Genomic DNA, 22,997 nt, shown 5'->3' with positions numbered 1-22,997 from the left:
AGGCGCCCTGACAGACGAGGCTGGATACCAGGGTGCACGGTGTGCCCTGGGAGAGGCACGTTTTGAAGAGGTCTGTGAGGAAGTTGCTTGTGGGGGTCACCGCGGTTGGTGCCGTCCTGGCGGTCGGCTTGGCGACCACCACCGTGGTGAACGTGGTGGCGAGCGAGGGGGAGAGCCACCGGCTCGAGTCTTACGGGCAGAAAGTGTCGGTGGACGATGGCGAGATGAACGTTCTGGTCACAGGTGGCGGGCAGGAGAACGTGGTGCTCTTGCCGGGATTCGGAACGTCGTCGCCCGTCCTGGACTTCGGGCCGCTGGTTAAGAACCTTGCTGCGGACCATCGGGTGATTGTGGTGGAGCCCTTCGGGTACGGCCTGAGCGATGGCACGGACAAGGAGCGGACCACAGAGAACATCGTCCAAGAGGTTCATGGCGCACTCGAGGCGCTGGACGTTGACCGCTACACCCTGATGGGTCACTCCATCGCCGGCCTCTACGGCATCGAATATGCCACCCGGTACCCGGAGGAGGTGACGGCGTTCGTCGGCATCGACACGAGCGTCCCCGGACAGCCGGGCATGGACACGCAGTTCCCCATCGGTCTGATGTCCACTGCGAAGAACCTTGGGCTGCTCCGGATAATGAACGCTGCCTCCGCCGCCAGCGACCTCGCAGACTACACCGACCATGCCCGTGAGCAGATGCAGATGCTCACCAACAAGAACTCCCTCTCACCCACCTACCTCAACGAGATGGGCCACATCAAGACCAACTTCGAGCGTGCGCTAGGCACGGGCTTTCCCAAGGACCTGCCGCTGCTGCTTTTCGTTGTCGCGGAAAACAAGAACACCCCGGAGTGGCTCGAGTTGCACCACCGCCAGGCCGCGAGCGTCACGAACGGCACTGTTGTACCCCTCCCCGGCGAGCACTACCTCCATCACACGCACGCGGGGGAGATCGCGGATTGGTTCAGGGAGTGGGAGACCGCAGCTGGTACCTGAGCGTACGCTTGCCCCATGGAGTCCGAGGTCAGGAAACTTACCTTGCGCACGGGGATCAGCGTGCCCTGTTATGTGCAAGGTCACCTTCCTGCAGGGGACGACGACGGCGGCGCGCCGCTGCTTCTGCTGCACGCCTGGAGTGAATCTTGGGGGAGTTTCGGACGGCTGATTGCCTCTCTTCCCAATGTCCCTATCGTGGCTCCGGATCTTCGCGGCCACGGCGGCGCCGATAAACCCAGCGGCGGGTACACGCTGCCTGAGGTAGCGGAGGATGTTGTGGCAGTGCTTGAGGCTCTAGGCATAGCATGCACTCACGTGCTGGGTTCCTCCAGCGGGGGATACGTGGCTCAGCAACTTGCAGTCATGCGTCCGGATCTGCTGGCTTCGCTGGTCCTGGTGGGATCTCCACTGAGCCTCCATACGCGACCGCCGTTTGCGGACGAGGTGGATGCATTGACCGATCCAATCTCAGAAGAATGGGTTCGGGATTCTTTATCCTGGTACCGCTTGCTTCACACGGTGCCGGCAGCCTACATCGAGGACCGGGTACGGGACGGCCTGGCCATGCCTGCGGTCATCTGGAAAGAATCCCTGCGAGGCTATTACCAAGCCGTCCCGCCGACAAACGCGGGGGACATTTCCGCCCCCACCCTCATCCTCTGGGGAGCCCATGATCATCTAGTGCCGCGGCACCATCAGGAAACCCTCGCCAGCCGTATCCCCGGCGCACGCGTGATGGTCTACGAAGAGACGGGGCACCTGGTGCTGTGGGAGTGCCCGGAATGGGTGGCGGGGGACGTGGTGGCCTTTCTCAAACGCTGAGTCAGAGAATGGCCGTCATTACGTTCCAGCCTGAGCCAACCTTGGTTGCCGACGGCCATGCCGTCCCGCCGTTGCCCGAGTACATCCACAGTTCGCCGGCAGCGTTCCGTGCCAGGATGTCTGCTCTACCGTCACCATTGAAATCACCTGGTCCAACCAGCGAGTTCATGACGTTCCAACCCTGCCCAATAATCTGTTTAGAGAGCCAGCTGCCACTGCCGTTGGGTGGGTACAGCCACAGGGTGCCGGCGCCGTCTCGGGCCACGATGTCGGTTAGGCCGTCACCGTTAAAGTCGCTTACACCTGAGATCTCGGACATACCGGTCCAGCCGGAACCGGCCCACATGCGGGACAACCAGCCGCCCTTGCCGTCACCGCGATATACCCACAGCGCGCCGTCGCGGGCGCGAGCCACGACGTCCGCGAATCCCTCGCCATGGAAGTCAATTGCTTCGATGGCGCTCATGCCTTCCCACCCGCTACCGACCTGCACACGAGAAAGCCAGCCGCCGGAACCATTACCGGGGTAAAGCCACAACAGGCCGGCCCCATCACGAGCCAGGACGTCGGCGTTTCCGTCTCCGTTAAAGTCACCGGGAGCCACCAGAGCGTTCATGACGTTCCAACCTGATCCCACCTGCATTCGCGGCAGCCAGCCACCGGAGCCGTTGCCCGGATAGAGCCAAAGCACGCCAGTGTTGTCCCGTGCAAGAACGTCGGCCTTGCGGTCCCCATTAAAATCGTTCTTGAGGGGCTGATCCGCATTCCCATCAACGACACCCACCGAGTCGCTCTCGGCGTTGACGACGTAAACCTTGTTGGTGGATGGGTTTACGACTGCAGCGTTTGGTTCCTGACCGGTATAAACCGCAGTACTGGTGTTGTTTCTGCCATCAATGATTGTGGTTCCGCGCCCGGTCATCGTCGCGTAGATCTTATTGTTGGACGGGTTGACCACGATGTTCCGAACGCGGCTAGCCGTGACGATGCGGTCGGTCTCTGTCATGGTGGCACCGTCGACAACCTTGATGGATCCGTCCATGTTCCACGTACCAGAGTCAATGTAAATCTTGTCCGTGGCAGGGTTCACGGCCAAAGTTCCCAAGGGGCCTTCGGATGCCATGGAACCCGTGATGGTGTTGTTGGCGCCGTTGATGACCTTGACGCTGGACCCGTATTTTGGAGTTGTCGTGACATAGATCTTGTTTTTTAAGGGGTTGATCGAGATAGCGCCGATTCCATCAACACCCACGGACACCGTAGACGTAATCTTGCCGCTGCCGTCGATGACTTTCACGGTTCCGCCTGAAAGGGCGTAGACCTTGTTTGTAACTGTATTGATGGCTATGTCGACAGCGCCGGCGGAGTTCGGAACAGGGGTGGCCACGTTTGTCGCACCATCAATAATTTTGAGGCCAGATGCGGTGCTGACGTAGATCCTGTTGGTTTTCTCGTTCACTGCGATGACGCCTGCTGCGGAACCAACCGGGATGGATTTGGCTGCGAGCGTCACTCCGTCGATCACCGTGACCGAGCTTGATTCGCCGATGTAAATCTTGTTGGTCGCTGAGTTCACGGCTATATCCGCAGGATAATCCGCCGGCTGGTAAACCGTTTGTGTGCCGCTTGCGCCAATGCTGGAAATGCCCTCCCACGTGGCCACATACGCTGTGTCGGTTGCTGTGTTTACGGCGATCGCCGTGGGCCGGTCACCAACCGGGAGGACGTCACTTACCGCGTCGGCAGAAGCGGAAACTGCAAATGTTGTCACCGACAGTGCAAAGGCCAAGGCAACGGAAACGGTCCCCAGCGCTGCCCGGCGCCGTCGGCTATTCAACACCGTCCCAAACGCGCGCGAACCACCCAAATAAGTACTCATGGAATCCCCCAAAGTCGTGACGCGGAAGTGCGTCTTCAGGGCATTCTATATGGTTACGACTTGTAGAAAGCCACGGTGCGAAGGCAAAGGGAAGCCCCTGTACCCGGCCGGGTACAGGGGCAAAACTGCTCCGATCATTTCACCGCGGTTGCTAGTTGCCCTTTTCAAGCGCGTGCGACGTGACGTAAGTGCCGAGCTGGTCCTTCGAGAGTGCTGCTGAAATTTCGGAAATTGCTGTGGTGTCCGGCACAACGATTGATTGGCCATCGGATGAACTACCGGTCCCTAGCGTAGGCAAGGTAAACATGACGGTGTCATTTGCTCGGAGATCCTTCATCCCCAAAGCCAAACTTCCGATGGCGGCAGCGTCGAAACTCTTGTCAACGCTGATAAATGGCGACACCGCACTGACCATACTGTTCACAGTCACAGGATTGGTCAGGGTTTCCCGGGCGATCGTTTTGCTGATGACAGCCTTCATATAGGCCTGCTGGTTCCGGACGCGCTGGTAGTCGCCGTCGCTGAAGGACATACGCTCGCGGACGAACGCCAAGGCCTCATCACCGTTCAGTGTCTGCTTGCCGGCTTCGTAATAGTGGCCCTTCATGGGCCCCTTTGCGGGTGCAAATGGAATCTTTACGTCCACTTCCACACCGCCCAAGGCATCGGTGAGGCCCTTGAAGCCTTCGAAGTCGACCATAGCGACGTGATCAATACGTTGCTGGAACAGGGACTCCACAGTTTGGACCATCAAGGGCACACCACCAAGGGCCAGCGCGGAGTTGATCTTCGACTCACCCTTACCAGGAATTTCTACCCAGAGATCACGCATGAGCGATACGGCGTAGACGTTCTTGCGGTCTGCCGGAATATGAACGAGCATCAGCGTGTCAGCTCGCTGGTCCGTTGAAGCCTGGGTATCGACGTCAAGTTCGGCAGATCCACGTGTGTCGCTGCCCATCACGAGGATGTTCATCGGGGCAGTGCCGTTTACTGGCTCGGTCTTCTGCGGTCGCGTTGACTCTTCCGGGAATGCCGTTTCGATCTTGGTAGTGCCCGAATTGAAGGTTTGCGCCAGATTGAAGATGTAGGCACCTCCGATAAGGCCGGCAACGAGTACTGCCGCTGCGAAGCCGAGGAGCACGTTCCGAGCGGTTTTCTTACCGCTTTTCTGACGTCTGGGACGTGACTCTGCAGAGGGAGTTTCGGTATCTGTCGGGAGCGTCATGAGTTCCTTGGTGTTGGCGTCAGCAGTGATGATTCTATCAAGGCGGGAAAGTGTAGGCCGCTGCATGCGGCCGAAGCGTTGTCCTGCGGGATGGCTAAGGGAGTTGGGAAAGAAATTCCGTTGACTCACTGCCCCATTCATTCGTAACTGCTAAGGAATAGCTTTGCGCCGTGGCCAGGGTAGAGGCACCGAGGTCGACGGAGACCATTTCCAATTTCGGGTTAATGCCCTTCTTTGCCCCGTATGCTGCGTCGAAGCGGTTGGCTTTGGCTGATTTCTCGAGCGGCTTTCCATCCGATCTGGTCCACTTGATGCTGGCACTGCTTCCCTTCAAATTGAAGCCCACAATGTCGACTCGACCAGTTTTGGGATTGAAAGTACTGTCCGTCACGATGGGGGTCGCGACCCCGGACTCGATCTGGTCTTTGAGAGGAGTACCGGTTCCTCTACATGTAAAGTACGAGTCCCACATGAAGGAGATGATCTTCTGGGCGGAGGCGACCTGCTGCAATTGGCGGTCAAGTCGCGCTTTGGAGGTCTGCCCACGGCGGCTATCCAAGCAGGAATTGTCCTTCGCCGCGGGTGCCATACCTTCCACGTTGGCCCAGAGGACGGCGCCGGTTCCTGAAATGCCATCAGCTGCTGCGGTGAAGTAGTCCTTGTTCGGAGCGAGGTACTTACTGCCCCACGCTCCTTCCCCAACGATGGTCGCCGCAAAAGCGTCTACAGCTGAGCTGGCCTCGTTGTGGCCGAAGGCGCCGCCCTTTCCCGTGCCCATGCCATCCTGAATGGCGATGTTTAGCTGGAGACCACTGGAAGTTTGGGCGATCTTCCGAATTCCGTTACGTGCTTTTTCCGGGCTGATTCCTGAGCCCACACGAGAGTCGATGTATGGGCTGACAATTGCCTGACGTGTCGGCAGGATGCGATGGATAGCTTGGTTCTGGGAGCGATAGAGACTCAGGACCGAGTCGAAGGCTGCGCTGTCCGTCAATGGCATCTCAGTATGGTGATAGAAGCCAGCTAGTCCTGGAAAATCATTGGTGGCGGCATGGTACGCAAGGAACCGCTCGGTGAAAGCAGCCAGCGTTTCTTGATACGAGCCATCTGGGAGGTATGTGAGTTCGAGACCCCTTATCGGGGTGGGCAAACCGGCGTAAAACTTCATATCCAGCTTCGTGGCAGCAATTGCCAAAGAAGTCGACGGGTCTGTCGCGGTTGAACTGCTTCCTCCGACCACCACTACGTCATAGTGTCCATCCGAAGACGTGCAGCCTTGGCCCCCTTTAGGCAGTACTAACACCGAATATGATTGGCCATTGTTTGTAACCTTGCGGTCATTAGGGCACTTCAAAGCGGAGGTACCCCAGTTGCTTCCGTCCAAGAAGGTAAAGTAGCGATCCACGCTCAGGGAGTTAGCAGCGACCCGGGCGCAGTTCTTCCCGTCCACTTGGCAGTTTTCGGGGATTGACTCCAGCGTCACTGGTTGGAGTGGTGTTCCGAAGGTGACTACGGTGTCGCCACCCAAGGCCCTAATGTCTTCCAGCTTCTTTTTATTTGTGGCGTCGCGGGAGCTGGCGGTAATGAAGTAGCCGCCGATCGGGTAGCTCGGCAAGGCAGGCGACAAGGTCGGACTGCTGTCGGCAGCTTTCGTGCCGTCGGCTTCTTGGAGCTGATCCTCCGTAATCGTGTCTAAGCTCACGCCTGCACAGGCTGCTCCGAAGACGAGGGCCGCAAGGGCCAACAGTGCTGACATGGCCACTAAGAAACCGCGTGAGTGCCAACGGGTTGACGCTAAATTGTGGGGAGTTTCGCGCAAAATAAACTTCCGGAATGACATGGAATCCTTGGTCTTGGCATTGGCAGATTTGACTCTAACAAGATGTCTTGGATGCCCCGCACGCAGACGTCGCGGCCCTCAGCACGCGAGTGCTTGCATGTGGGTGCCAAGAATGGAAGCTAATCCATACGATAAACTAATCCGGGTCGCCCCAAACGGTGGACGCCCGACTGCCGTCATGTCTCAGACGGCGAGCATGGTTTCGGACGCGCAAGTGTCCTGGCGAACACTCTACGGGGGGAAGATGGGAAAGGTAATCAGACGCGTCCAGGCCGCAAGTACCATTCTGGTGCTGGCCATTCTTGGTTTTTTCGGTGCCCAACCTGCTCTTGCCACGGAAACGGAGCCGGGCCCTTCTACAGAACAACCGGGGGAGCCTAGTCCGGGAACCGATCCAAAAGATCCCCTGCCGGTGGATCCTATCCCCGGTACCCCTGTCACTCCCGTGGACCCGCCTCTTGTTCCCGTCGACCCGGTCCCCTCTCCTGATCCCGCCCCAGTACCGGCTCCAGACCCGGTTCAACCTCCTGTCGAGCCGGTTGTTACGCCCGTGCTGCCTCCTGCGGTAGCCCCGGCCGTCCCAGTGATTCCTCCGGCAGTCCCGACAACGCCGCTTGAACAGGTCCCCACATACCCTGACGCGGATCCCAACCTGCTTTTGGAGCCAGCTGTTCCTGCGGAACCTGAGCCGTCCCCTACGGCAGAGCCCACGCCTTCGCCCACTCCTACTCCGGTAGCCACAAAGACTGCAGCTCCGCCCGTTGTAAGTGCAGATATCGCGGGTCCCCTGAAGGTGGCACTAGCCCCGGTTGCGGAGAGCAACCCCATCGTTCAAGGCCTCACGGTATTGGTGTTGATTCTGCTGGGTGCTGCTTACTTCCGGGCTTTGCGATTCAAGGGAGTCTCCGGACCCCGCGCTAACGGCAAGTAGGCCAATGATTAATTCCCTCCCAGGGGATATGGCTGCAGAAAATCCTGCATCACCAATGCGCCTCATGCTTTTGACTCACTCTTACTGGCCGGAACACAGCCCTCCTCAGCGCAGGTGGATGTCCCTTACCCGTGAGTTTCGCCGGGCTGGGTGGGAAGTCGACGTTGTTGCTCCGGTAGCTCACTATCCGAATGGTCGACGGAACCTACCGAGACGTGAAGCAGGAATCGCTTTCTCCCGCCAGAGCGGCCCTCACGGCGAAATTATCCACCGTGTCCCCTACCTTCGACACCTGGGCACATCATCTTTGGCGCGCTTTGTCGATCAGACTTTCTCGGCCGCAATGTCCATTCCGCTGGGTCTCGGAGGAAAAAGGCCAGACGCAATTCTCGCTACTGCCCCAAGCCTTCCGACACTTGCTACGGGATTCGTCCTTTCTCGCCTTAGAAGAGTGCCTTTTATTGTAGAGATGCGTGATGCCTGGCCAGACCTCGCTCGGGACGCCCGGATAGTCCAGGGAAGCGTCAAAAGTTTGGTTGAACGCATCGTGGAGTTCGTGCAAAAACGTGCCGACCTTGTTGTGACGGTCACAGAAGGCTTTGCCGACACCTTGCGGGAGCGCGGCCTGCACAACGTGGCAACCGTCAGTAACGGTTTGGATCTCAAATCGGTACCCTTCCTGGAACCTCCGGCGAAAGAAAGAGCCGTTTTTCAGGCCTTGTATCTGGGAAACCACGGGAGAAGCCAACGCCTCGATATTTTGATCAGAGCCAGTGCGCTCTTGGGCGATGCCTTTCAGCTGACGCTCGTTGGACATGGCACCACCCGGCCCCAGCTAGTGAAGTTGGCTCGGGAATTGAATGCTCCGGTGACTTTCTATCCCTCGCTTCAGGGGCCGGCGGTGGTTGAAAAGTACCGGGAAGCAGACACCTGCATTGTCTCCCTTCGCGACGACTGGAAGTCGTTCGACACTACGGTGCCATCCAAGACCTACGAGGTTCTGGCAATCGGCAGGCACGTCACGGCAATCGTGAGAGGCGAAGCGGAACGCATCATTCTTGAAGCCGGAGGGGGAGACGTGGTTGCTGCTACCCCTGAAGCTGTAGCCCAGCTATGGCGGGAACTGGCGGCCGATCGCGGCCGGTTGGCCGCTGGCGCCAGCGGACGCGAGTGGGTGCGTGACAACGCTGATTACGCGCACTTGGCCGTGAAGTATATGGACACAATTTCCACGCTGGTCGGTCAGGATCATGCCAAACGCCAGGAGCGGGAAAGATGATCCAGCTATTGCTCAATCTACGGCTTACTACCCAAACGGTGCTGGAGCATCTCACCGAGTCGCCATTTGTCCTATTGATGCAAATTTCGAGGAAGTTGCCGCCCGGACTCGTCCGGCCGTTGGCTCGTTTTGTGGCATCGATAGCACCTTCATCGGGACACCCTCTTTTCCTCTTGGCCAGCCACGCTGCGGGTCAGGATCGTGAACTAGCCCGACGTTTTGAACGCTTGCTTAGGTCCGGCGGTAAGGCCGAGTCGGCCAGGAAAGCTGCCGAGGTGGCCATTGCCGCCGGACAACCTCGATGGGCTGATGAGCTGCTCTTGCTTGCTGGCGACTCGGCGCGTGTTTCGGCGACGATGGCCAGACGGAAATGGTACGACGGCGATATGACCGGCGCTGTAGATCTTCTACAAGGAAGGGTCGGACAGCCAGCGAAACAGCGGCTGCGCCTCGAATCGGAGCTCCGCGTGTTCTCGGGGTGGAAGCCCACTCTGCAGTTCGCGCCGTCGACGTCAGTAGACCGTCGAGTGCTCCACCTTTTGACCAACTCTGTGCCCCACACTGGAAGCGGGTACGCGCGTCGATCCCACTCCATTCTGAACGCACAGCAAGACGCAGGCTGGGACACATTGGCCGTGACCCGTTGGGGATACCCCGTGCAGATCGGTGCCTTGACGGCCAAGAAGCGCGACATCGTTGAAGGCGTTCGGTACGAGCGGATCTTGCCGGATCGCATGGAGTCGACCATGGACGGACGTCTTCAGCAGCAGGCCTTCCAGCTTTTGACGCTAGCGAAGGACTTCAGGCCGTCAGTCCTTCATACCACCACCCATTTCGTCAACGGATTGGTCGCGCGAGAAGTAGCCAATGCACTGGACAAACCGTGGGTCTATGAAGTCCGTGGGCAGCTGGCCGATACCTGGGCTTCCAGCAGGGATCAGGCGGCGCGAAGCAGCGAGCGATACAGGCTCTTCACTGCGCGGGAGGCTGAAGTGATGCTTGCAGCCGACCTGGTTGTGACTCTCGGGGAGACCATGAAACGTAACATCGTGGCCATGGGGGTGCCTGATTGCAAAATCCTCATAAGCCCCAATGCAGTGGGGGACGCTTATCTGGAAGCTCCACTCACCCACCAAGAGGCTCGTTGTGCTCTGCGTCTTGACCCGGACGACCTTTACATCGGCACGGTCAGCAGCCTAGTTGGCTATGAAGGCCTAGACGACCTCGTCACATCATTTGCGCTGCTTGCGCCAAGGCTGCCAAAGTTGAAGCTGATCCTGGTAGGTGACGGCGCAGCCGCGCCCGCACTGCGTGATCAGGTCCAACGCTTAGGGCTTGCGGGCAGGACCATTTTCACGGGGCGGGTGTCACCGCAGCAGGCCAGACTTTATCATTTGGCGCTGGACGTTTTCGTAGTGCCCCGTAAGGATTCAGCAGTGACTCAGGCAGTTACCCCGTTGAAACCAGTGGAGGCGCTGGCTTCAGCACGCCCAGTAGTGGCCAGCGACCTTGATGCCCTGCGTGAAATAGTTCGCGATGGGGTCAACGGCCGACTGACCAAGGCTGAGGAACCTGCACTATTAGCTGAGGTTTTGCATGAATTGCTGGAAGACAAAGGGTTGCGGGAACGCCTGGGTTCCGAAGGCAGGGAGTTTGTTTTAGCCACGAGGACGTGGAAGGCCAACGCAGCCGCGTACGGTCGAGCCTACGAATCTTTGGTTTCCAGTTATAGAAGGAGGGTCAGCTGATGTCGGCCAAGAAGCAACTAATGCCAGAGCCAGCAGTGGTGCAGCCACTGGCTGTAGATATGCGGCGCCTGACGCGTGTCGGGGCCCGCCCGGGTTTCCTGGATTATCTGGTTCAACTGTGGGACTTCAGGGAGTTCATTTTCTATGATGCCCACGCCAGGGTTCAGAGCGGGACGCGCCGTGACCGTTTGGGCAGTGCATGGTTGTTGCTCAACCCCATCTTCAACGGGCTGACATACTTTGTGATCTTTGGGCTGCTGCTCCAAACCGGCCATGGCATCGAAAATTACGTTGGTTACTTGGTCATCGGCATCTTCATCTTCCAAGGTACGTCTGGAGCCATTACAAGCGGCGCGAGGTCGATTCATAGCAACAAAGCAGTAGTCCAAGCGTTCAACTTCCCGCGGGCAACTCTTCCCATCGGGGTCAACATCCGGGAGATGATGTCCAACGTCCCGTTGATTCTCGCCATGCTCTTGATCATCACTCTGATTCCACCAGTCGAGAAGATCACCTGGCTGTGGTTCATGATTATCCCAGCCGTAATACTGCAGGCCATCTTCAACTTAGGTGTAGGGCTGATCTTGGCGCGTGTCATCTCTAGAGTGCATGATGCGACGCATTTGCTGCCATTCTTCATGCGGGCTTGGATGTATGGCTCCGCTATCTTCTACTCCTACGAGAAATTTGTCACTCACCCAGACATATTGGCGATCATGAAGCTAAATCCGCTCTTCAACGTGATTGACATCATTCGCAACTGTGTTCTCTACGCTCAACCTCCGACGTGGCAGTCTTGGGCGACTCTCAGTATTTGGGCTCTCGGCGCGCTTCTCGTTGGCATGGTGTTCTTCTGGCAGGGGGAGGAATCCTATGGTCGTGGCTGAACAGGTTTTGGATGTTGAGGGCCACCCCTGCGTAGTGGTGGATCGTGCCGCCATGGAGTATCGCGTGGTTACGACGGATGCTGACGCGGTGGCGAAGGAACGCCGGGAAACGAGCTTTTTGGGTCGCCTGGTACGGCGACCCAACACGGTAACCGTGCGGGCCCTGCACGAACTGTCCCTCGTGGTGGAGCGCGGTGAGTCGGTGGGCATTATCGGCCGAAACGGATCCGGAAAGAGCACCCTGATGAAGCTCATTTGCGGACAGGTTAGGCCCACCTCAGGTGCTGTCTTCGCTTCTAGCACCCCCATAATGTTGGGAGTCAACGCAGCGCTAGTCGGCGATCTTTCGGGTCATCAGAATGTAGTTCTTGGGTGTCTCGCCATGGGTATGAGCCGCCGGGAAGTAGCCGCTAAATTTACGAGCATCGTAGAGCTTTCCGGGCTAAGGGAGTCCATCTACCTGCCTATGAAGTCATACTCCTCAGGCATGGCATCGAGGCTCCGATTCGCGATTGCTGCAAGTATTGATCCGGAGATTCTTCTTGTAGACGAAGCCTTGAACACAGGTGATGCCCAATTCGGTGAGAGAAGTAAGCGCCGCATGGATCAGCTGCGTGAACAGGCGGGTTGTGTTTTCATCGTAAGCCACTCATTGGACACCATCACCAGCATGTGCAGCCGCGTTGTGTGGCTGGATATGGGCCACATGATTATGGACGGAGACCCGGCTGAAACCGTCAAGGCCTACCAGGATTTCACTGGAAACCTTGCGAAAGGAAACGGTATATCTGCGGCCAGGATCCGTGATGAAGCACGGGCCAATCTCCAAATGACAGAAGTATTGGCCAGAAGTAAGATGCGTAGGAGCCGGGCATGATTTATACCGTAGAAAACTTCCGGAAGGCCGCTTGGCACTTTCGAGCTGGAGGAGTCCGGCAACTCCAGACGTTCCATAAGCGCCAACGGGCACTGGCGGTAAATAAGACATCCAACAAGAACGTACAAGCGCGCCCAGCAGGGTCTAAGACCAGTGGGGAGAAACGGCAGCTCACCTTCCCGGCCTTCGACTACCCGCAAGTGCCGTCCCGCCGGGACGATCTAACCGTGGCTGTAATCCTGGATGATTTCTCGGCCAAGGCCTTTGCCTTCGAATGGAATCTTGTCTTTCTGACGAAGGATCGCTGGATGCAGCAGCTCCAGGAGCAGCACATCGACTTCTTGTTTGTCGAGTCCGCGTGGGAAGGCAATGGTGGTTCCTGGAGATACCAGCTGACTGGGACCAGCGGCCCTAAGCAGGATTTCCTGAACCTGATGGGATGGTGCCGAGAAAACGGCGTTCCGACGGTCTTTTGGAACAAAGAAGACCCTCCCCACTTCCACGACTTCTTGCCGGCTGCCCGCGAGTTTGACGTTGTCTTCACTTCCGACGAAAACAAGCTCCCGGAATACAGGCAGGCGCTGGGACACAACCGCGTCGATGTACTGCCTTTCGCAGCCCAACCGGCCATCCACAATCCTGTCCGACCAAGAGAAGGTCGCCACTCGCGTGACGTGGCATTCGCAGGTATGTACTTCGCTCACAAATATCCTGAGCGCCGTGAACAAATGCGTCTTTTGCTCGATGGCGCCATTGCCGGATCCGATAGGGTCAAACACGGCTTGGAGATTTTTTCGCGTCAGCTCGGCGGGAATCCGGACTACCAGTTCCCGGAACCGTACGCCTCCCACGTTGTTGGGTCGCTGACATACGATCAAATGCTAACGGCCTACAAGGCCTACAAGGTCTTTTTGAACGTCAACTCCGTAGTTGATTCTCCAAGCATGTGTGCTCGCCGAATCTTCGAAATCACTGCTTCCGGAACACCCGTGGTTACCACGCCCAGCCCTGCATTGCCTAGGTTCTTCCCCAACGGTGAGATTCACAGTGTGGAAAACAAAGAAGATGCAGCGTTCATCATGAGGGCGTTGATGAGGAGCCCCGAACTCAACGATCGTTCTGTTCATCTCGCCCAACGTCGAATTTGGGCAGAGCACACTTACGCGCACAGAGCCGAAACAGTCGTAGGGCTGGCGCTTCCTCACAGGGTTCGCCCAGTGGAGCCCGAATCCGTGAGCGCTTTGGTATCGACTATTCGCCCCCATCAACTCGAACATGTTTTCAGGACCGTTGGTTCCCAACAGGGGGTCGATGTCGAGTTGGTTCTGCTGACCCATGGCTTCAAGCCCAGCTGGTGGAAAATTTGGCGTTTGCGAAGGAAATATGGCGTACGTAAAGTGACGCTTCTTCACGAGCCCAGGACCGTCAGTCTTGGTACTTGCCTGAATCTGTGTGTTGCAGCAGCGAGTGGTGCCATTCTTACGAAGATGGACGACGACGACTACTACGGTCCGAACTACCTTCGAGATCAGGTCAACGCCTTGATGTTCTCCGGGGCTGACGTCGTTGGCAAGCTAGCGCATTTCATGTATATCGAGAGCCGTAATGCCACACTGCTGAGGTTCAATCATATGGAACATCGCTTCAGCCATATGGTTATTGGTGCGACGATCATGGCCAAGAAGTCAATCTTCGAACGCTATCCATTTGAGGAGCTTGGACGAGGAGAAGACACCGCGTTCATGCGCGCGGTCAGCGATGCCGGCGGCAAGATCTATGCCTCTGACCGATACAACTACTACGTTCAACGGTCGGCTTCCGGGCATACGTGGACCGCTACCGACGACCAATTACTCGCGTCCGGGGTCATTCAGTTCTGGGGCAATCCTGCCGAACACATCACTGTCTAGATAAACCAAACAAAAACGGGGAATACTTTGAATACTATTAATCGCGTAGCTGTAATCGGTCTTGGTTACATTGGCCTTCCAACTGCTGCCATTCTGGCGACAAACGGCATAGAGGTCATTGGTGTGGACGTCAGCCAACGTACTGTGGATGCGGTGAACGCAGGGCAGGTGCCTTTCGTGGAGCCGGACCTCGGCGTTCACGTGTCAGGAGCGGTCAGCCAAGGACACCTTAAGGCAACGACTTCCACCCCTCAGGCTGAGGCGTATATCGTCGCTGTTCCCACACCGTTCCAAGAAGACCGCTCTGCTGACCTTAGTTACATAGAGGCAGCCGCCCGGGGTATCGCCCCGCAGCTGCAGGGTGGCGAACTGCTGATTCTCGAATCGACTTCTCCTCCAGGGGCCACTGAACACATGGCCAACTACATTCTCAACCTGCGCCCGGACCTGAGCCTTGATGGATCAGATTCACGCCCTGCGATTCTGGTTGCTCACTGCCCGGAACGGGTTCTTCCTGGCCGCGTCATGATTGAGCTAGTCACCAACGATAGAATCGTTGGCGGCATGACCCCCGAAGCCGCGGAATCGGCGAAGAACCTTTACTCGGTGTTCTGCCAGGGTGAGATTCTCACAACGGATGCTGTAACAGCCGAGATGGCTAAGCTCGTGGAAAACTCTTATCGGGACGTCAACATCGCTTTTGCCAATGAACTGTCGGTGATTAGTGAGAAGCTTGGCATAGATGTGTGGGAGCTCATTCGTCTGGCAAACCACCACCCGCGAGTCAACATCCTGCAGCCCGGTCCCGGCGTGGGTGGGCACTGCATCGCAGTCGACCCGTGGTTCATTGTTGCCGCCGCACCCGATGAAGCGCGACTGATTCGGACTGCCCGTGAGGTCAACGATGCGAAGCCGGAATGGGTCTTCCAGCAAGTTGTATCGTCCCTCCAGGACCTTCCCGCTACAGCCGAGATTTCTGTCTTGGGTCTGGCCTTCAAAGCGAATATCGATGATCTCCGTGAATCGCCGGCTATTGAGATTGCTGCACACTTGGCAGACGCATTGGGTGATCGACGCATTAACATTGCTGAGCCTCACGTTGAGGAACTGCCGAAGCAGCTCAGCGGCCACAGCAACGTTGAACTTATGAGTGTGGCGGAGTCCATCGAACGTTCGGGTGTTGTTGTCGTGCTTGTGGACCATGATGCTGTCAAGGAAGTAGCCCCGGAGCTTCTGGTTGGCAAGACAGTGATTGATACTCGAGGAGCGCTGCTGGTATGACGACGGCTGTCGGGAACCCAGAAGTAGGCGCAGACACCTTGATTGGTTTCAGCGCGGGGGTGGATCTTACGGGTGAGAGTGTGCCCGCCGGCCGTGTCACCGTTATTACTGGCGGGGTAACAACGGAATCCGAATACTCTCTGATTCCGTTGGATGCGGTCCTAGTCCGCAGCCTTGATGACTTTCGATCAGTCGGGTCCTTTGACGCTCAGTCCTTTCTGGTCACAAAATCCGGACTCTCTTTGGCAGCCGAGCTCCTCGGGCTTGGCCTGCTGAGCCCGGATTCACCTATCACTTGGAGCTTGCAAGCTCCTTTGAATGAGACCCTTGAGCAACTTGGCTTGCTGGGGCTTCCAGAGCGGATAGCCGTCCACAGCGTTCAAGGAACTACCGATAGGGTAGTTGTCGGCACGGCTAAGGACGGCGCAGGCCGGCTGGATCTCGAGAGCTTTCGGGCGGGCTTAGCCGTCAATGCCAGTCTCTCGGGCCAGAGCTACGTGAATCCAGCAGCAGAACCGGACGAAATTCTTCAGGAACTGAATGTGCTGCGCGGCAAGCACCTGAGCCTCCTGGAGGTACTAATACCGGCGGTTGATCATGCTCCAGTCGAAGTTGAGACACCCGTGGTGGACCAAACCGAGGATGTGCGCAAGCTCGAGAACGACCTGATTCTGCTGGAGCGTCGCTATGACGCTCTGGACAGCAAGTACCAAGCCTTGGACACAGAGCACCAGGCCTTGGACACCCAGTACCAAGCCTTGGACACAGAGCACCAGGCCTTGGACAGCAAATATCATGCCTTGGACTCCGAGTACCAGGCGTTGGATAGCAAATATCATGCCCTGGACACCAAGTACCACACCTTGGACAGCAGATACCACGCGCTGGCCAACTCCCGTCTCGGCAAGTTAACGCTGCGTTTGTGGGGGCGAAAGACATCAGGGGCGAACAAGCAATCGAAAGAGGAGACCTAAAGGTGGCAGAGCAAAGAGAGGGTCATGTTGACGTCGACTATGGCTCCAGGATGGTGGTCGATGAGACTGCACGTGATGCAGAGATCTTGGCTCTTCGCCGCTTGCTCGGCGAGGCTGAAGTGCCTCAGGCCCCTTCTAGAACTGAAGAATTCACTCCCGGCGTCAGTGTAATTATTCCGAGCTACTTGGGCAGCGACAGAATCGCGGTTTGCCTGCAGTCTTTGGTAGATCAAACACTTGACCCTTCATCCTTCGAAATCATCTTGGTCATCAATGGAGCAGATGACGGCACATACGACATAGCCAATACGTTCCGTGGGAACAATCCAGAGCATCAAATGCGCATCCTGTACCAGGCTCGTCCCAGTGCAGGCTCAGCCCGCAATGTGGGCATCGAAGCAGCCCGGTTTGAGTACCTGACATTTGTTGACGATGACGACTATGTTGGCCCCAAGTTTCTTGAGAGACTACTGGCAGCGGCTTCACCTAATTGTGTGTCGATTTCACCAATAGTCAACGTTGATGTTCATGGCAACCAAAATGCTTCAAACTCCGTGAATGTACAGATCTCTGCACGTGGTACTAAGAAGTTTAAATTCAAGTCGGTTAGTACCTTTCTAGGGCTCAATGCTTGTAAGTTAATCCCTACGAAAGCAGTCAAGAAGCTTAAGTATTCAGAGAGCCTCAGGAGTGGTGAGGACGTCTGTTTCATGGCACGCTTGGCTGTGGAGAACAACTTTGACGCCCTAGTAGCGACAACTGAAGCCTCGGGTTCATATTTTCGAATCCTTCGGGATGAGTCAATTTCTCGTCAACCCCTGAACTTCGACTTCGCGGTAACTCAGCGTCTTGAGGTTATTCAGCAACTCGAATCCCAGCGAAGCTGGGACTCGTCAACGAACGACGTGTTGCTGACAGGTCTGATAAAGTCACAAGCTAATTTTGTGAAACGTTACCTTGCTGAAAACCCCTCGGAAAGGCAACTTATTTCAGAGGCTGTAGATGCCTTGAGAATCAAGGACTTTCCTTGGTCGCTCATCAATGCGGGAAATGCTCGCGGCTTGGTCATAAGCTATTGTTTCGCCCCATACTCAGACACTAGCGCTGTGGTCGCATCCAAAGCCATTGTTGAACGCGGTAGCATAGTTGACGTCATATATAACAACATGGGGTCTGTCCGCAGAAAAGATAGCAACCTTGAGACGATTGCAGGTCGATTTATAGACACTGCTACAGAAATCAACACCCCACCATCTTTCGCTGGCTGGAAGCAGATTTCTGAGTTTGTGCACAAAGGCTTAGGCATAGCTGATAGTCGGAATGCGTTAATTGGTGGATACGAAACTCTCTACAGTCGTGTACTTTGGCCCGGGTCACATTTCCTGGCCGCAAAGTTCAAGATGAGCCATCCAGAAGTCGAATGGACGGCCGAGTTTTCGGACCCAATGAGTACTGATGCCCAAGGTAAGAACAGGCCTGGTGAGCTAATCCGTGACGACTTATTCCAAGAGTTTGAGCGTGCAGTGGTCTCAAAGGGCTTTGACACTTTGGCAACCGATAGTCTATTCACTTGGTGCGAGTATCTGACGTATATCCTCGCAGACGAGTTGATTTTTACCAATGAAAACCAACTTGAATACATGTTGAGCTACGTCTCTGATACTCGTCTGAGGGAAGAGATCCAGGCGAAATCGGTCGTGAGGGTGCATCCAACGCCGCCAAGCAGAAGCTATGAGATGCTTCCCGCTAAGTATGAGTTGTCCGACTCCGTGGTGAACGTTGGTTACTTCGGTGCTTTCTATGAAAACCGCGGTCTGGTTGAGGTTCTCACTGCCCTGTCGAATTCGTCAGCGTCAGTCCGTAAGAAGCTTCGGTTGCACGTCTTTACCAACAAGCCCGATGAAGTTGTTCATCAGGTACAGCAGTTTGGTCTGATGGGAATCGTCAAGGCGCAGGGATATCGTCCCTATCTTGAGTTTCTAAACTTGACGACTAAGTTTGATGTGCTGCTGGTTAATGATGTTGAGCGCACGGGAGAAATGATGATCAATCCCTTCCTGCCTTCTAAGTATTCCGACTATATGGGTAGTGGCCAGCCAGTTTGGGGTCTGGTGGATGAGGGGAGCCCCTTGAGTGCGAAACCGTTGGCCTACAAGTCGGCCGTAGGCAATGCAGTCCAAGCGGTGCGTGTCTTGGAAGAAATTCTGCATAATTGGCAAGAAGGCAAGGCAGTAGACCAGAGGCAACAGGTTCGTTAATAGGATTCGTCGACTTGCTTCGGTGTCATTTGCTGTGACACCGAAGCAAGTCGACTGAAATCCCGCTGCCCTAAATACATCGTCGATCTCGTTAGCCCGTTCAGCTGCGCTAGTCCATCCATACGAGTTGCGGCGAAGAGAAAGTGAAGTGGTAATGGATAACTGGGACGCCCGGCACAAGGCGCCAATTGTCAATTGGTCCACCCTGGAGCATCTTCGTGTCGAGGGTCGACAGAGGCACATCGTGGAACCTTCAGGCCCCGAGGAGAGCTATCCGCTGGATTGCTTGGTGGAGCCTCGCGACTCGGACGTGCTCATTGTCGCCCTGCATGGTGCTCTAAACAGAGAGGTCTACACGCTCCCGCGGTTTGAATGGATGGCCACGCTTCAAGAGCGTCCAGAAAGCCTTCTCTTTCTTTCCGACACCCCCCTTGAGTCTCACGATGATCTAAAACTAGCGTGGTACACAGGCGATTCCGACGATAACCTCACAGAACGATATGGCGCCCTTGTTCGAAGCGTTGCCGTGCAATGCGGTGCCTCACGTATAGTACTTCTTGGTTTTTCCGGCGGAGGATTCGCTGCCTTGGCAATGGCACCATTAATCGCGGGATCGGTAGCTCTTGCTTTCTCACCGCAGGTATCCATCGGAAGATACTATGGAGTATTTGCTGAGGCGTACTCAACTGCGCTCTATCCGGAGTATCGATCGTTTGAAGGCGTAGAAGCAGCGTATCCACGCCGGGTAAGTTTGACGACGTTGTACTCAGACCCACAGGTTTCGGCTAACTTTGTTTATGTGCAGAATAGTGGCGATACTCATCATATGCAGCATCATTTCTCACCGTTTCGTGAAGTCACTGCTGATCGCCCTGGAGCTCACTTCATCCTTGACCACGAATCAGATTCGCATTCCGCTCCTTCGAAGGAACGTGTGAATCAGATGCTGGATGAATGTCTTACACTTCGGATCCCCCGTTAGCCCACTTGGACTATCCCTGAAGGGCAGTTTCAAGAACGCCGGACGCAGAAACTTCTATTGACGCACCTTACGAACGGAATGCTACTTTGCAGAAACTAGAACTCGAGATATCTCGCCTCAAGAGGCAGCTCGCTGAGCTCGATAAACAGATTAGGGCCATATCTCCGAGAAAAGATGCCTGGTTGCCTCCGGACACTTCCGTGGGAGATAACTGTACGATTGCCCCGACGGTACAGTTTATGTCTGCCGAGGATCGACCGATTCGCGTAGGCGCTCGGACAAATATTTATCGTGGAACCGAAATAACTGGGCCAGTTACCATCGGTAATGGATGTCTGGTTAACCGCGACGGCTACCTCAGGAGCAACACAACATTGGGAGACAATGTCATGGTAGGACCGTTTACTCGGTTTGTTACTGACTCCCATGAAATAGGCCCATCAACGAAACGTGGAGGGGCAAATAAATGGCCGCCCATCATAGTTGGAGATGGAACATGGATTGGTGCCAGTGTTACCGTCCTGGGCGGCGTCACTATTGGCCGGGGTTGTATCATTGCTGCCGGCGCAGTAGTTACGTCTGATATTCCCGATAATTGTCTAGCAGGCGGAGTGCCAGCAAAAGTCATCAAGAAGCTCAGTGACTAGCTTCTGTAGATGATTTAGACGTCTTTAGGCTGGTATTTAAAAGGATGTCGGAAAGGAAGCCTGCGAAAGTGGCTGCTTTGCGGTACAGAGACGTTACAGGCGTCCGTCCATTGTTCTGCAACGGCTTTGGTCGCAGCGACTCCACGCCGGCTAGTTCAACGCCACGTTCAACCGCGAGCAGGCGATTGCGGACGTAGTCCTGCGCATAGGGTGAATAGGGAAATTGTGCGAATGCTAGCGGGATTTCCCAAACGTTTGCCCAGTCGCGTGACCATGAAGGTGCTTCGGACTCATCAGAGGGACCCTGCGGCAGTATTCGTGCCACTGTTTTGAGAGCTGTCGACAGGGTTGCCGACCATTCTGACCGGTCGCCAGGTTCGAGCGTGCGACCAATGGGCATCCCGAACGCAATGATAGTCGCTTGGTAGGCAAGGCTCGCCCCCACGGCCACCTTGCCGTCCCAAGTCTCGGCGTAGGGCCACCAACCTTCACTCCAGGCGCCAAATCTCGATTGGACGTGGTTGACCACAAGTCTCGTCTGGCGGAGAAATCGCTCGTCACCGGTTAGCTCGAATGCTCGGGACAAGGTCAGCGCAGCGTAGACATCGCCGTTTAGAATGTCGACATGTTTTGCCATTGAGCTTTTATAGATTGCCCCGGGATTCTCCGTGGCGACCTGCGTGAGTACGTATTCAGCGGCCGCTAGGAGAGTATCTCTAGCGGCTTCACTGTTGGTTATCTGGTAGAGATAGAAGAGCGCGTTGGCTGACGCTCCAATTTCGGCTATGTCCTGAAGATCCGGTGATTCAACCGGCTGGTTATAGCTGCTGGAGAAGGACCCGTTTGGGTTCTGTCGTTGACGAACATTATCTGTGAGAAGCTCGGCCACGCGGTTACTCTGGTTGTCATTCAGGAGGTGATCGAGAGCGAATAATATGGCGACCTGAATTTGTGTGCAGCAGGTTGCGGGCAGCCCAGTATCAGGGTCAATGATCATATAAGAGTTTGACTCATCTATGGGAGCTCGAAGCGAATCGAAGTAGGTCACCAGAGGCCCGACGATAGCTCTAAGGCTTTCAGGCCCAATCAGTGTGCTTCGAAAGTCGATCAAGTTATACACGCCCCTTGCAAATGCTCCGCCATCAGACTTAGCTCATGCTAGCAGCCGGAGCGACTAGCAGCGCTGCCAGTCGCTCCGAGGTGGCGCTGCTGTAATTTCAGGGCTTGTGATCTGCGCCCAAGCCACGAGCTGCGGCCGCGTGAGCTTAGCCTAGGCCAGAAACATCGAACTCGTCAGCGCGGGTACCTATTCCGAGGAGCTGTGCTACCGCCGCGACGGTTCGTTCAGCGGCCTTGCCATCGCCATAAGGATTGACGGCGTTTGCCATGGCATCGAAGGCGTCCTGTTGGTTCAGAAGACGGTCTACTTCCTTGACGATCGTTTCTTCGTCAGTTCCGATGAGGGAGACTGTGCCAGCGTCAACAGCCTCGGGACGTTCAGTGTTGTCACGCATCACCAACACAGGCTTCCCTAGGCTGGGAGCTTCTTCCTGAACTCCTCCGGAGTCGGTGAGGACGATATGTGCGAGTGACAGCATGCGGGTGAACTCGCCGTACGCCAAGGGCTCCGTGACTACTACGTTCTCTTTGCCTTCGAGCGCAGGGAGTACGGCTTCGCGCACCACCGGGTTCTTGTGGGCCGGCAATACGATAACAAGGTCCGGTTCCGCTTCGGCAATGCGGGCAAGCGCCCTGCCCACACCGCGCATGGCGTCGCCTTGGTTCTCACGCCGGTGCGTAGTGACCAAAAGGATGCGACGGCCGCTGGCTGCGAGTTCCTCGAGCTGGGGATCTGAGAAGGGAATGTCCTTGTTGACGGTTGTAAGAAGTGCATCGATCACAGAGTTACCTGTGACTACGATGTCGTCTTCCGAAATTCCTTCGGCCAGGAGGTTTGCACGGCTGACGCTCGTTGGCGCCAAGTGGAGACTTGCGATTTGGCTAGTGATCTTGCGGTTAGCTTCTTCCGGGAACGGCGAAAACAGGTCACCGCTTCGCAAGCCAGCCTCAACGTGTACCACTGGAATGCCGTGGTAGAAGGCTGCGATTGCACCAGCAGTAGACGTGGTGGTGTCACCTTGCACGATCACGGCGTCTGGCTTGCTTTCGGTGAACAGCCTATCCAGACCATCGATGGTCCTGGTCATAATTGCTGACAGGGATTGGCGCTGCTGAAGGATGTTGAGATCGTGATCCGGCCTGATGCCGAAGAGCTCGTTGACCTGGTCCAGCATCTCGCGGTGCTGACCGGTGACGGTCACGATGCAGTCGAAGTCCGGGGACTCTTTGAAAGCACTGACAATCGGAGCCATCTTGATGGCTTCCGGACGGGTGCCGAAGATTGGCATGACGCTGGGCATGGATTTCCCCCGGGAGTGGCGTTGAGTGACCTC

General features: G+C 56.2%; 18 protein-coding genes. 13 read left to right on the top strand and 5 right to left on the bottom strand.

Going from position 1 to position 22,997, the window contains the following annotated elements; all coding sequences use genetic code 11:
• Positions 1-89: 89 nt before the first annotated feature.
• Complete coding sequence (locus ACIQTW_RS05920; protein ID WP_402934736.1) at positions 90-1,001, top strand: alpha/beta fold hydrolase; 912 nt, start codon at positions 90-92, stop codon at positions 999-1,001.
• Between the two features lie 15 nt (positions 1,002-1,016).
• Positions 1,017-1,823: an alpha/beta fold hydrolase gene (locus tag ACIQTW_RS05915; RefSeq protein ID WP_402934733.1), complete on the top strand. Its 807-nt coding sequence runs from the start codon at positions 1,017-1,019 to the stop codon at positions 1,821-1,823.
• A 1-nt stretch (position 1,824) separates the two neighbouring features.
• On the opposite strand, the gene ACIQTW_RS05910 is transcribed toward ACIQTW_RS05915, so the two are convergent.
• The 3 genes from ACIQTW_RS05910 to ACIQTW_RS05900 all read right to left on the bottom strand — a co-directional run bounded on the left by ACIQTW_RS05910 (position 1,825) and on the right by ACIQTW_RS05900 (position 6,686).
• Positions 1,825-3,702: an FG-GAP-like repeat-containing protein gene (locus ACIQTW_RS05910; protein WP_402934730.1), complete on the bottom strand. Its 1,878-nt coding sequence runs from the start codon at positions 3,700-3,702 to the stop codon at positions 1,825-1,827.
• Between the two features lie 151 nt (positions 3,703-3,853).
• Positions 3,854-4,996: an LCP family protein gene (locus ACIQTW_RS05905; RefSeq protein WP_402934727.1), complete on the bottom strand. Its 1,143-nt coding sequence runs from the start codon at positions 4,994-4,996 to the stop codon at positions 3,854-3,856.
• A 28-nt stretch (positions 4,997-5,024) separates the two neighbouring features.
• Complete coding sequence (locus ACIQTW_RS05900) at positions 5,025-6,686, bottom strand: hypothetical protein (protein ID WP_402934724.1); 1,662 nt, start codon at positions 6,684-6,686, stop codon at positions 5,025-5,027.
• A gap of 496 nt (positions 6,687-7,182) precedes the next feature.
• Here ACIQTW_RS05900 and ACIQTW_RS05895 point away from each other — a divergent pair, with 496 nt between their 5' ends.
• The 11 genes from ACIQTW_RS05895 to ACIQTW_RS05845 all read left to right on the top strand — a co-directional run bounded on the left by ACIQTW_RS05895 (position 7,183) and on the right by ACIQTW_RS05845 (position 20,544).
• Entirely contained in the window at positions 7,183-7,701 is a 519-nt protein-coding gene (locus tag ACIQTW_RS05895; RefSeq protein WP_402934721.1) for a hypothetical protein, read from the top strand.
• Positions 7,702-7,705: 4 nt separating this feature from the next.
• Positions 7,706-8,980 (top strand): glycosyltransferase family 4 protein, encoded by a 1,275-nt coding sequence (locus ACIQTW_RS05890; protein WP_402934718.1) that lies wholly within the window; start codon positions 7,706-7,708, stop codon positions 8,978-8,980.
• A 131-nt stretch (positions 8,981-9,111) separates the two neighbouring features.
• Positions 9,112-10,728 (top strand): glycosyltransferase family 4 protein, encoded by a 1,617-nt coding sequence (locus ACIQTW_RS05885; RefSeq protein ID WP_402934715.1) that lies wholly within the window; start codon positions 9,112-9,114, stop codon positions 10,726-10,728.
• A complete protein-coding gene (locus ACIQTW_RS05880; RefSeq protein ID WP_402934712.1) occupies positions 10,728-11,615 on the top strand; it encodes an ABC transporter permease in 888 nt (295 codons plus the stop codon). The genes ACIQTW_RS05885 and ACIQTW_RS05880 overlap by 1 nt, the downstream gene beginning before the upstream one ends.
• Complete coding sequence (locus ACIQTW_RS05875; RefSeq protein WP_402934709.1) at positions 11,602-12,492, top strand: ABC transporter ATP-binding protein; 891 nt, start codon at positions 11,602-11,604, stop codon at positions 12,490-12,492. The genes ACIQTW_RS05880 and ACIQTW_RS05875 overlap by 14 nt, the downstream gene beginning before the upstream one ends.
• On the top strand, positions 12,489-14,402 hold the full coding sequence (locus tag ACIQTW_RS05870; protein ID WP_402934706.1) for a glycosyltransferase: 1,914 nt from the start codon (positions 12,489-12,491) through the stop codon (positions 14,400-14,402). The genes ACIQTW_RS05875 and ACIQTW_RS05870 overlap by 4 nt, the downstream gene beginning before the upstream one ends.
• 27 nt (positions 14,403-14,429) lie before the next feature.
• Positions 14,430-15,683: a UDP-N-acetyl-D-mannosamine dehydrogenase gene (wecC, locus tag ACIQTW_RS05865; protein ID WP_402934704.1), complete on the top strand. Its 1,254-nt coding sequence runs from the start codon at positions 14,430-14,432 to the stop codon at positions 15,681-15,683.
• A complete protein-coding gene (locus ACIQTW_RS05860; protein WP_402934701.1) occupies positions 15,680-16,657 on the top strand; it encodes a hypothetical protein in 978 nt (325 codons plus the stop codon). The genes wecC and ACIQTW_RS05860 overlap by 4 nt, the downstream gene beginning before the upstream one ends.
• Positions 16,606-18,915 (top strand): glycosyltransferase, encoded by a 2,310-nt coding sequence (locus ACIQTW_RS05855; RefSeq protein WP_402934698.1) that lies wholly within the window; start codon positions 16,606-16,608, stop codon positions 18,913-18,915. The genes ACIQTW_RS05860 and ACIQTW_RS05855 overlap by 52 nt, the downstream gene beginning before the upstream one ends.
• 244 nt (positions 18,916-19,159) lie before the next feature.
• Complete coding sequence (locus ACIQTW_RS05850) at positions 19,160-19,897, top strand: hypothetical protein (protein WP_402934695.1); 738 nt, start codon at positions 19,160-19,162, stop codon at positions 19,895-19,897.
• Positions 19,898-20,136: 239 nt separating this feature from the next.
• Positions 20,137-20,544, top strand: coding sequence for an acyltransferase (locus ACIQTW_RS05845; protein ID WP_402936243.1), 408 nt, complete (start codon positions 20,137-20,139; stop codon positions 20,542-20,544).
• Here ACIQTW_RS05845 and ACIQTW_RS05840 read toward each other — a convergent pair.
• Complete coding sequence (locus ACIQTW_RS05840) at positions 20,534-21,433, bottom strand: hypothetical protein (protein WP_402934692.1); 900 nt, start codon at positions 21,431-21,433, stop codon at positions 20,534-20,536. The two genes, ACIQTW_RS05845 and ACIQTW_RS05840, sit on opposite strands and share 11 nt — an antisense overlap.
• A 376-nt stretch (positions 21,434-21,809) precedes the next feature.
• Positions 21,810-22,964, bottom strand: coding sequence for a non-hydrolyzing UDP-N-acetylglucosamine 2-epimerase (wecB, locus tag ACIQTW_RS05835; RefSeq protein WP_402934689.1), 1,155 nt, complete (start codon positions 22,962-22,964; stop codon positions 21,810-21,812).
• Positions 22,965-22,997 lie beyond the last annotated feature (33 nt).

The organism is Paenarthrobacter sp. NPDC090517 (assembly GCF_044769165.1).
Taxonomy (GTDB): domain Bacteria; phylum Actinomycetota; class Actinomycetes; order Actinomycetales; family Micrococcaceae; genus Arthrobacter.
The sequence above is the reverse complement of the archived record's forward strand: the minus strand, read 5'-3'. Positions and strand labels throughout refer to the sequence as shown.

Bases quoted from the DNA above. Each gene is read 5' to 3' on its own strand.
- wecB (WP_402934689.1), bottom strand. From the start codon at position 22,964: ATGCCCAGCGTCATGCCAATCTTCGGCACCCGTCCGGAAGCCATCAAG.
- ACIQTW_RS05875 (WP_402934709.1), top strand. From the start codon at position 11,602: ATGGTCGTGGCTGAACAGGTTTTGGATGTTGAGGGCCACCCCTGCGTA.
- ACIQTW_RS05910 (WP_402934730.1), bottom strand. From the start codon at position 3,702: ATGAGTACTTATTTGGGTGGTTCGCGCGCGTTTGGGACGGTGTTGAAT.
- ACIQTW_RS05905 (WP_402934727.1), bottom strand. From the start codon at position 4,996: ATGCAGCGGCCTACACTTTCCCGCCTTGATAGAATCATCACTGCTGAC.
- ACIQTW_RS05860 (WP_402934701.1), top strand. From the start codon at position 15,680: ATGACGACGGCTGTCGGGAACCCAGAAGTAGGCGCAGACACCTTGATT.
- ACIQTW_RS05870 (WP_402934706.1), top strand. From the start codon at position 12,489: ATGATTTATACCGTAGAAAACTTCCGGAAGGCCGCTTGGCACTTTCGA.
- ACIQTW_RS05915 (WP_402934733.1), top strand. From the start codon at position 1,017: ATGGAGTCCGAGGTCAGGAAACTTACCTTGCGCACGGGGATCAGCGTG.
- ACIQTW_RS05880 (WP_402934712.1), top strand. From the start codon at position 10,728: ATGTCGGCCAAGAAGCAACTAATGCCAGAGCCAGCAGTGGTGCAGCCA.
- ACIQTW_RS05900 (WP_402934724.1), bottom strand. From the start codon at position 6,686: ATGTCAGCACTGTTGGCCCTTGCGGCCCTCGTCTTCGGAGCAGCCTGT.
- ACIQTW_RS05890 (WP_402934718.1), top strand. From the start codon at position 7,706: ATGATTAATTCCCTCCCAGGGGATATGGCTGCAGAAAATCCTGCATCA.
- ACIQTW_RS05845 (WP_402936243.1), top strand. From the start codon at position 20,137: ATGTCTGCCGAGGATCGACCGATTCGCGTAGGCGCTCGGACAAATATT.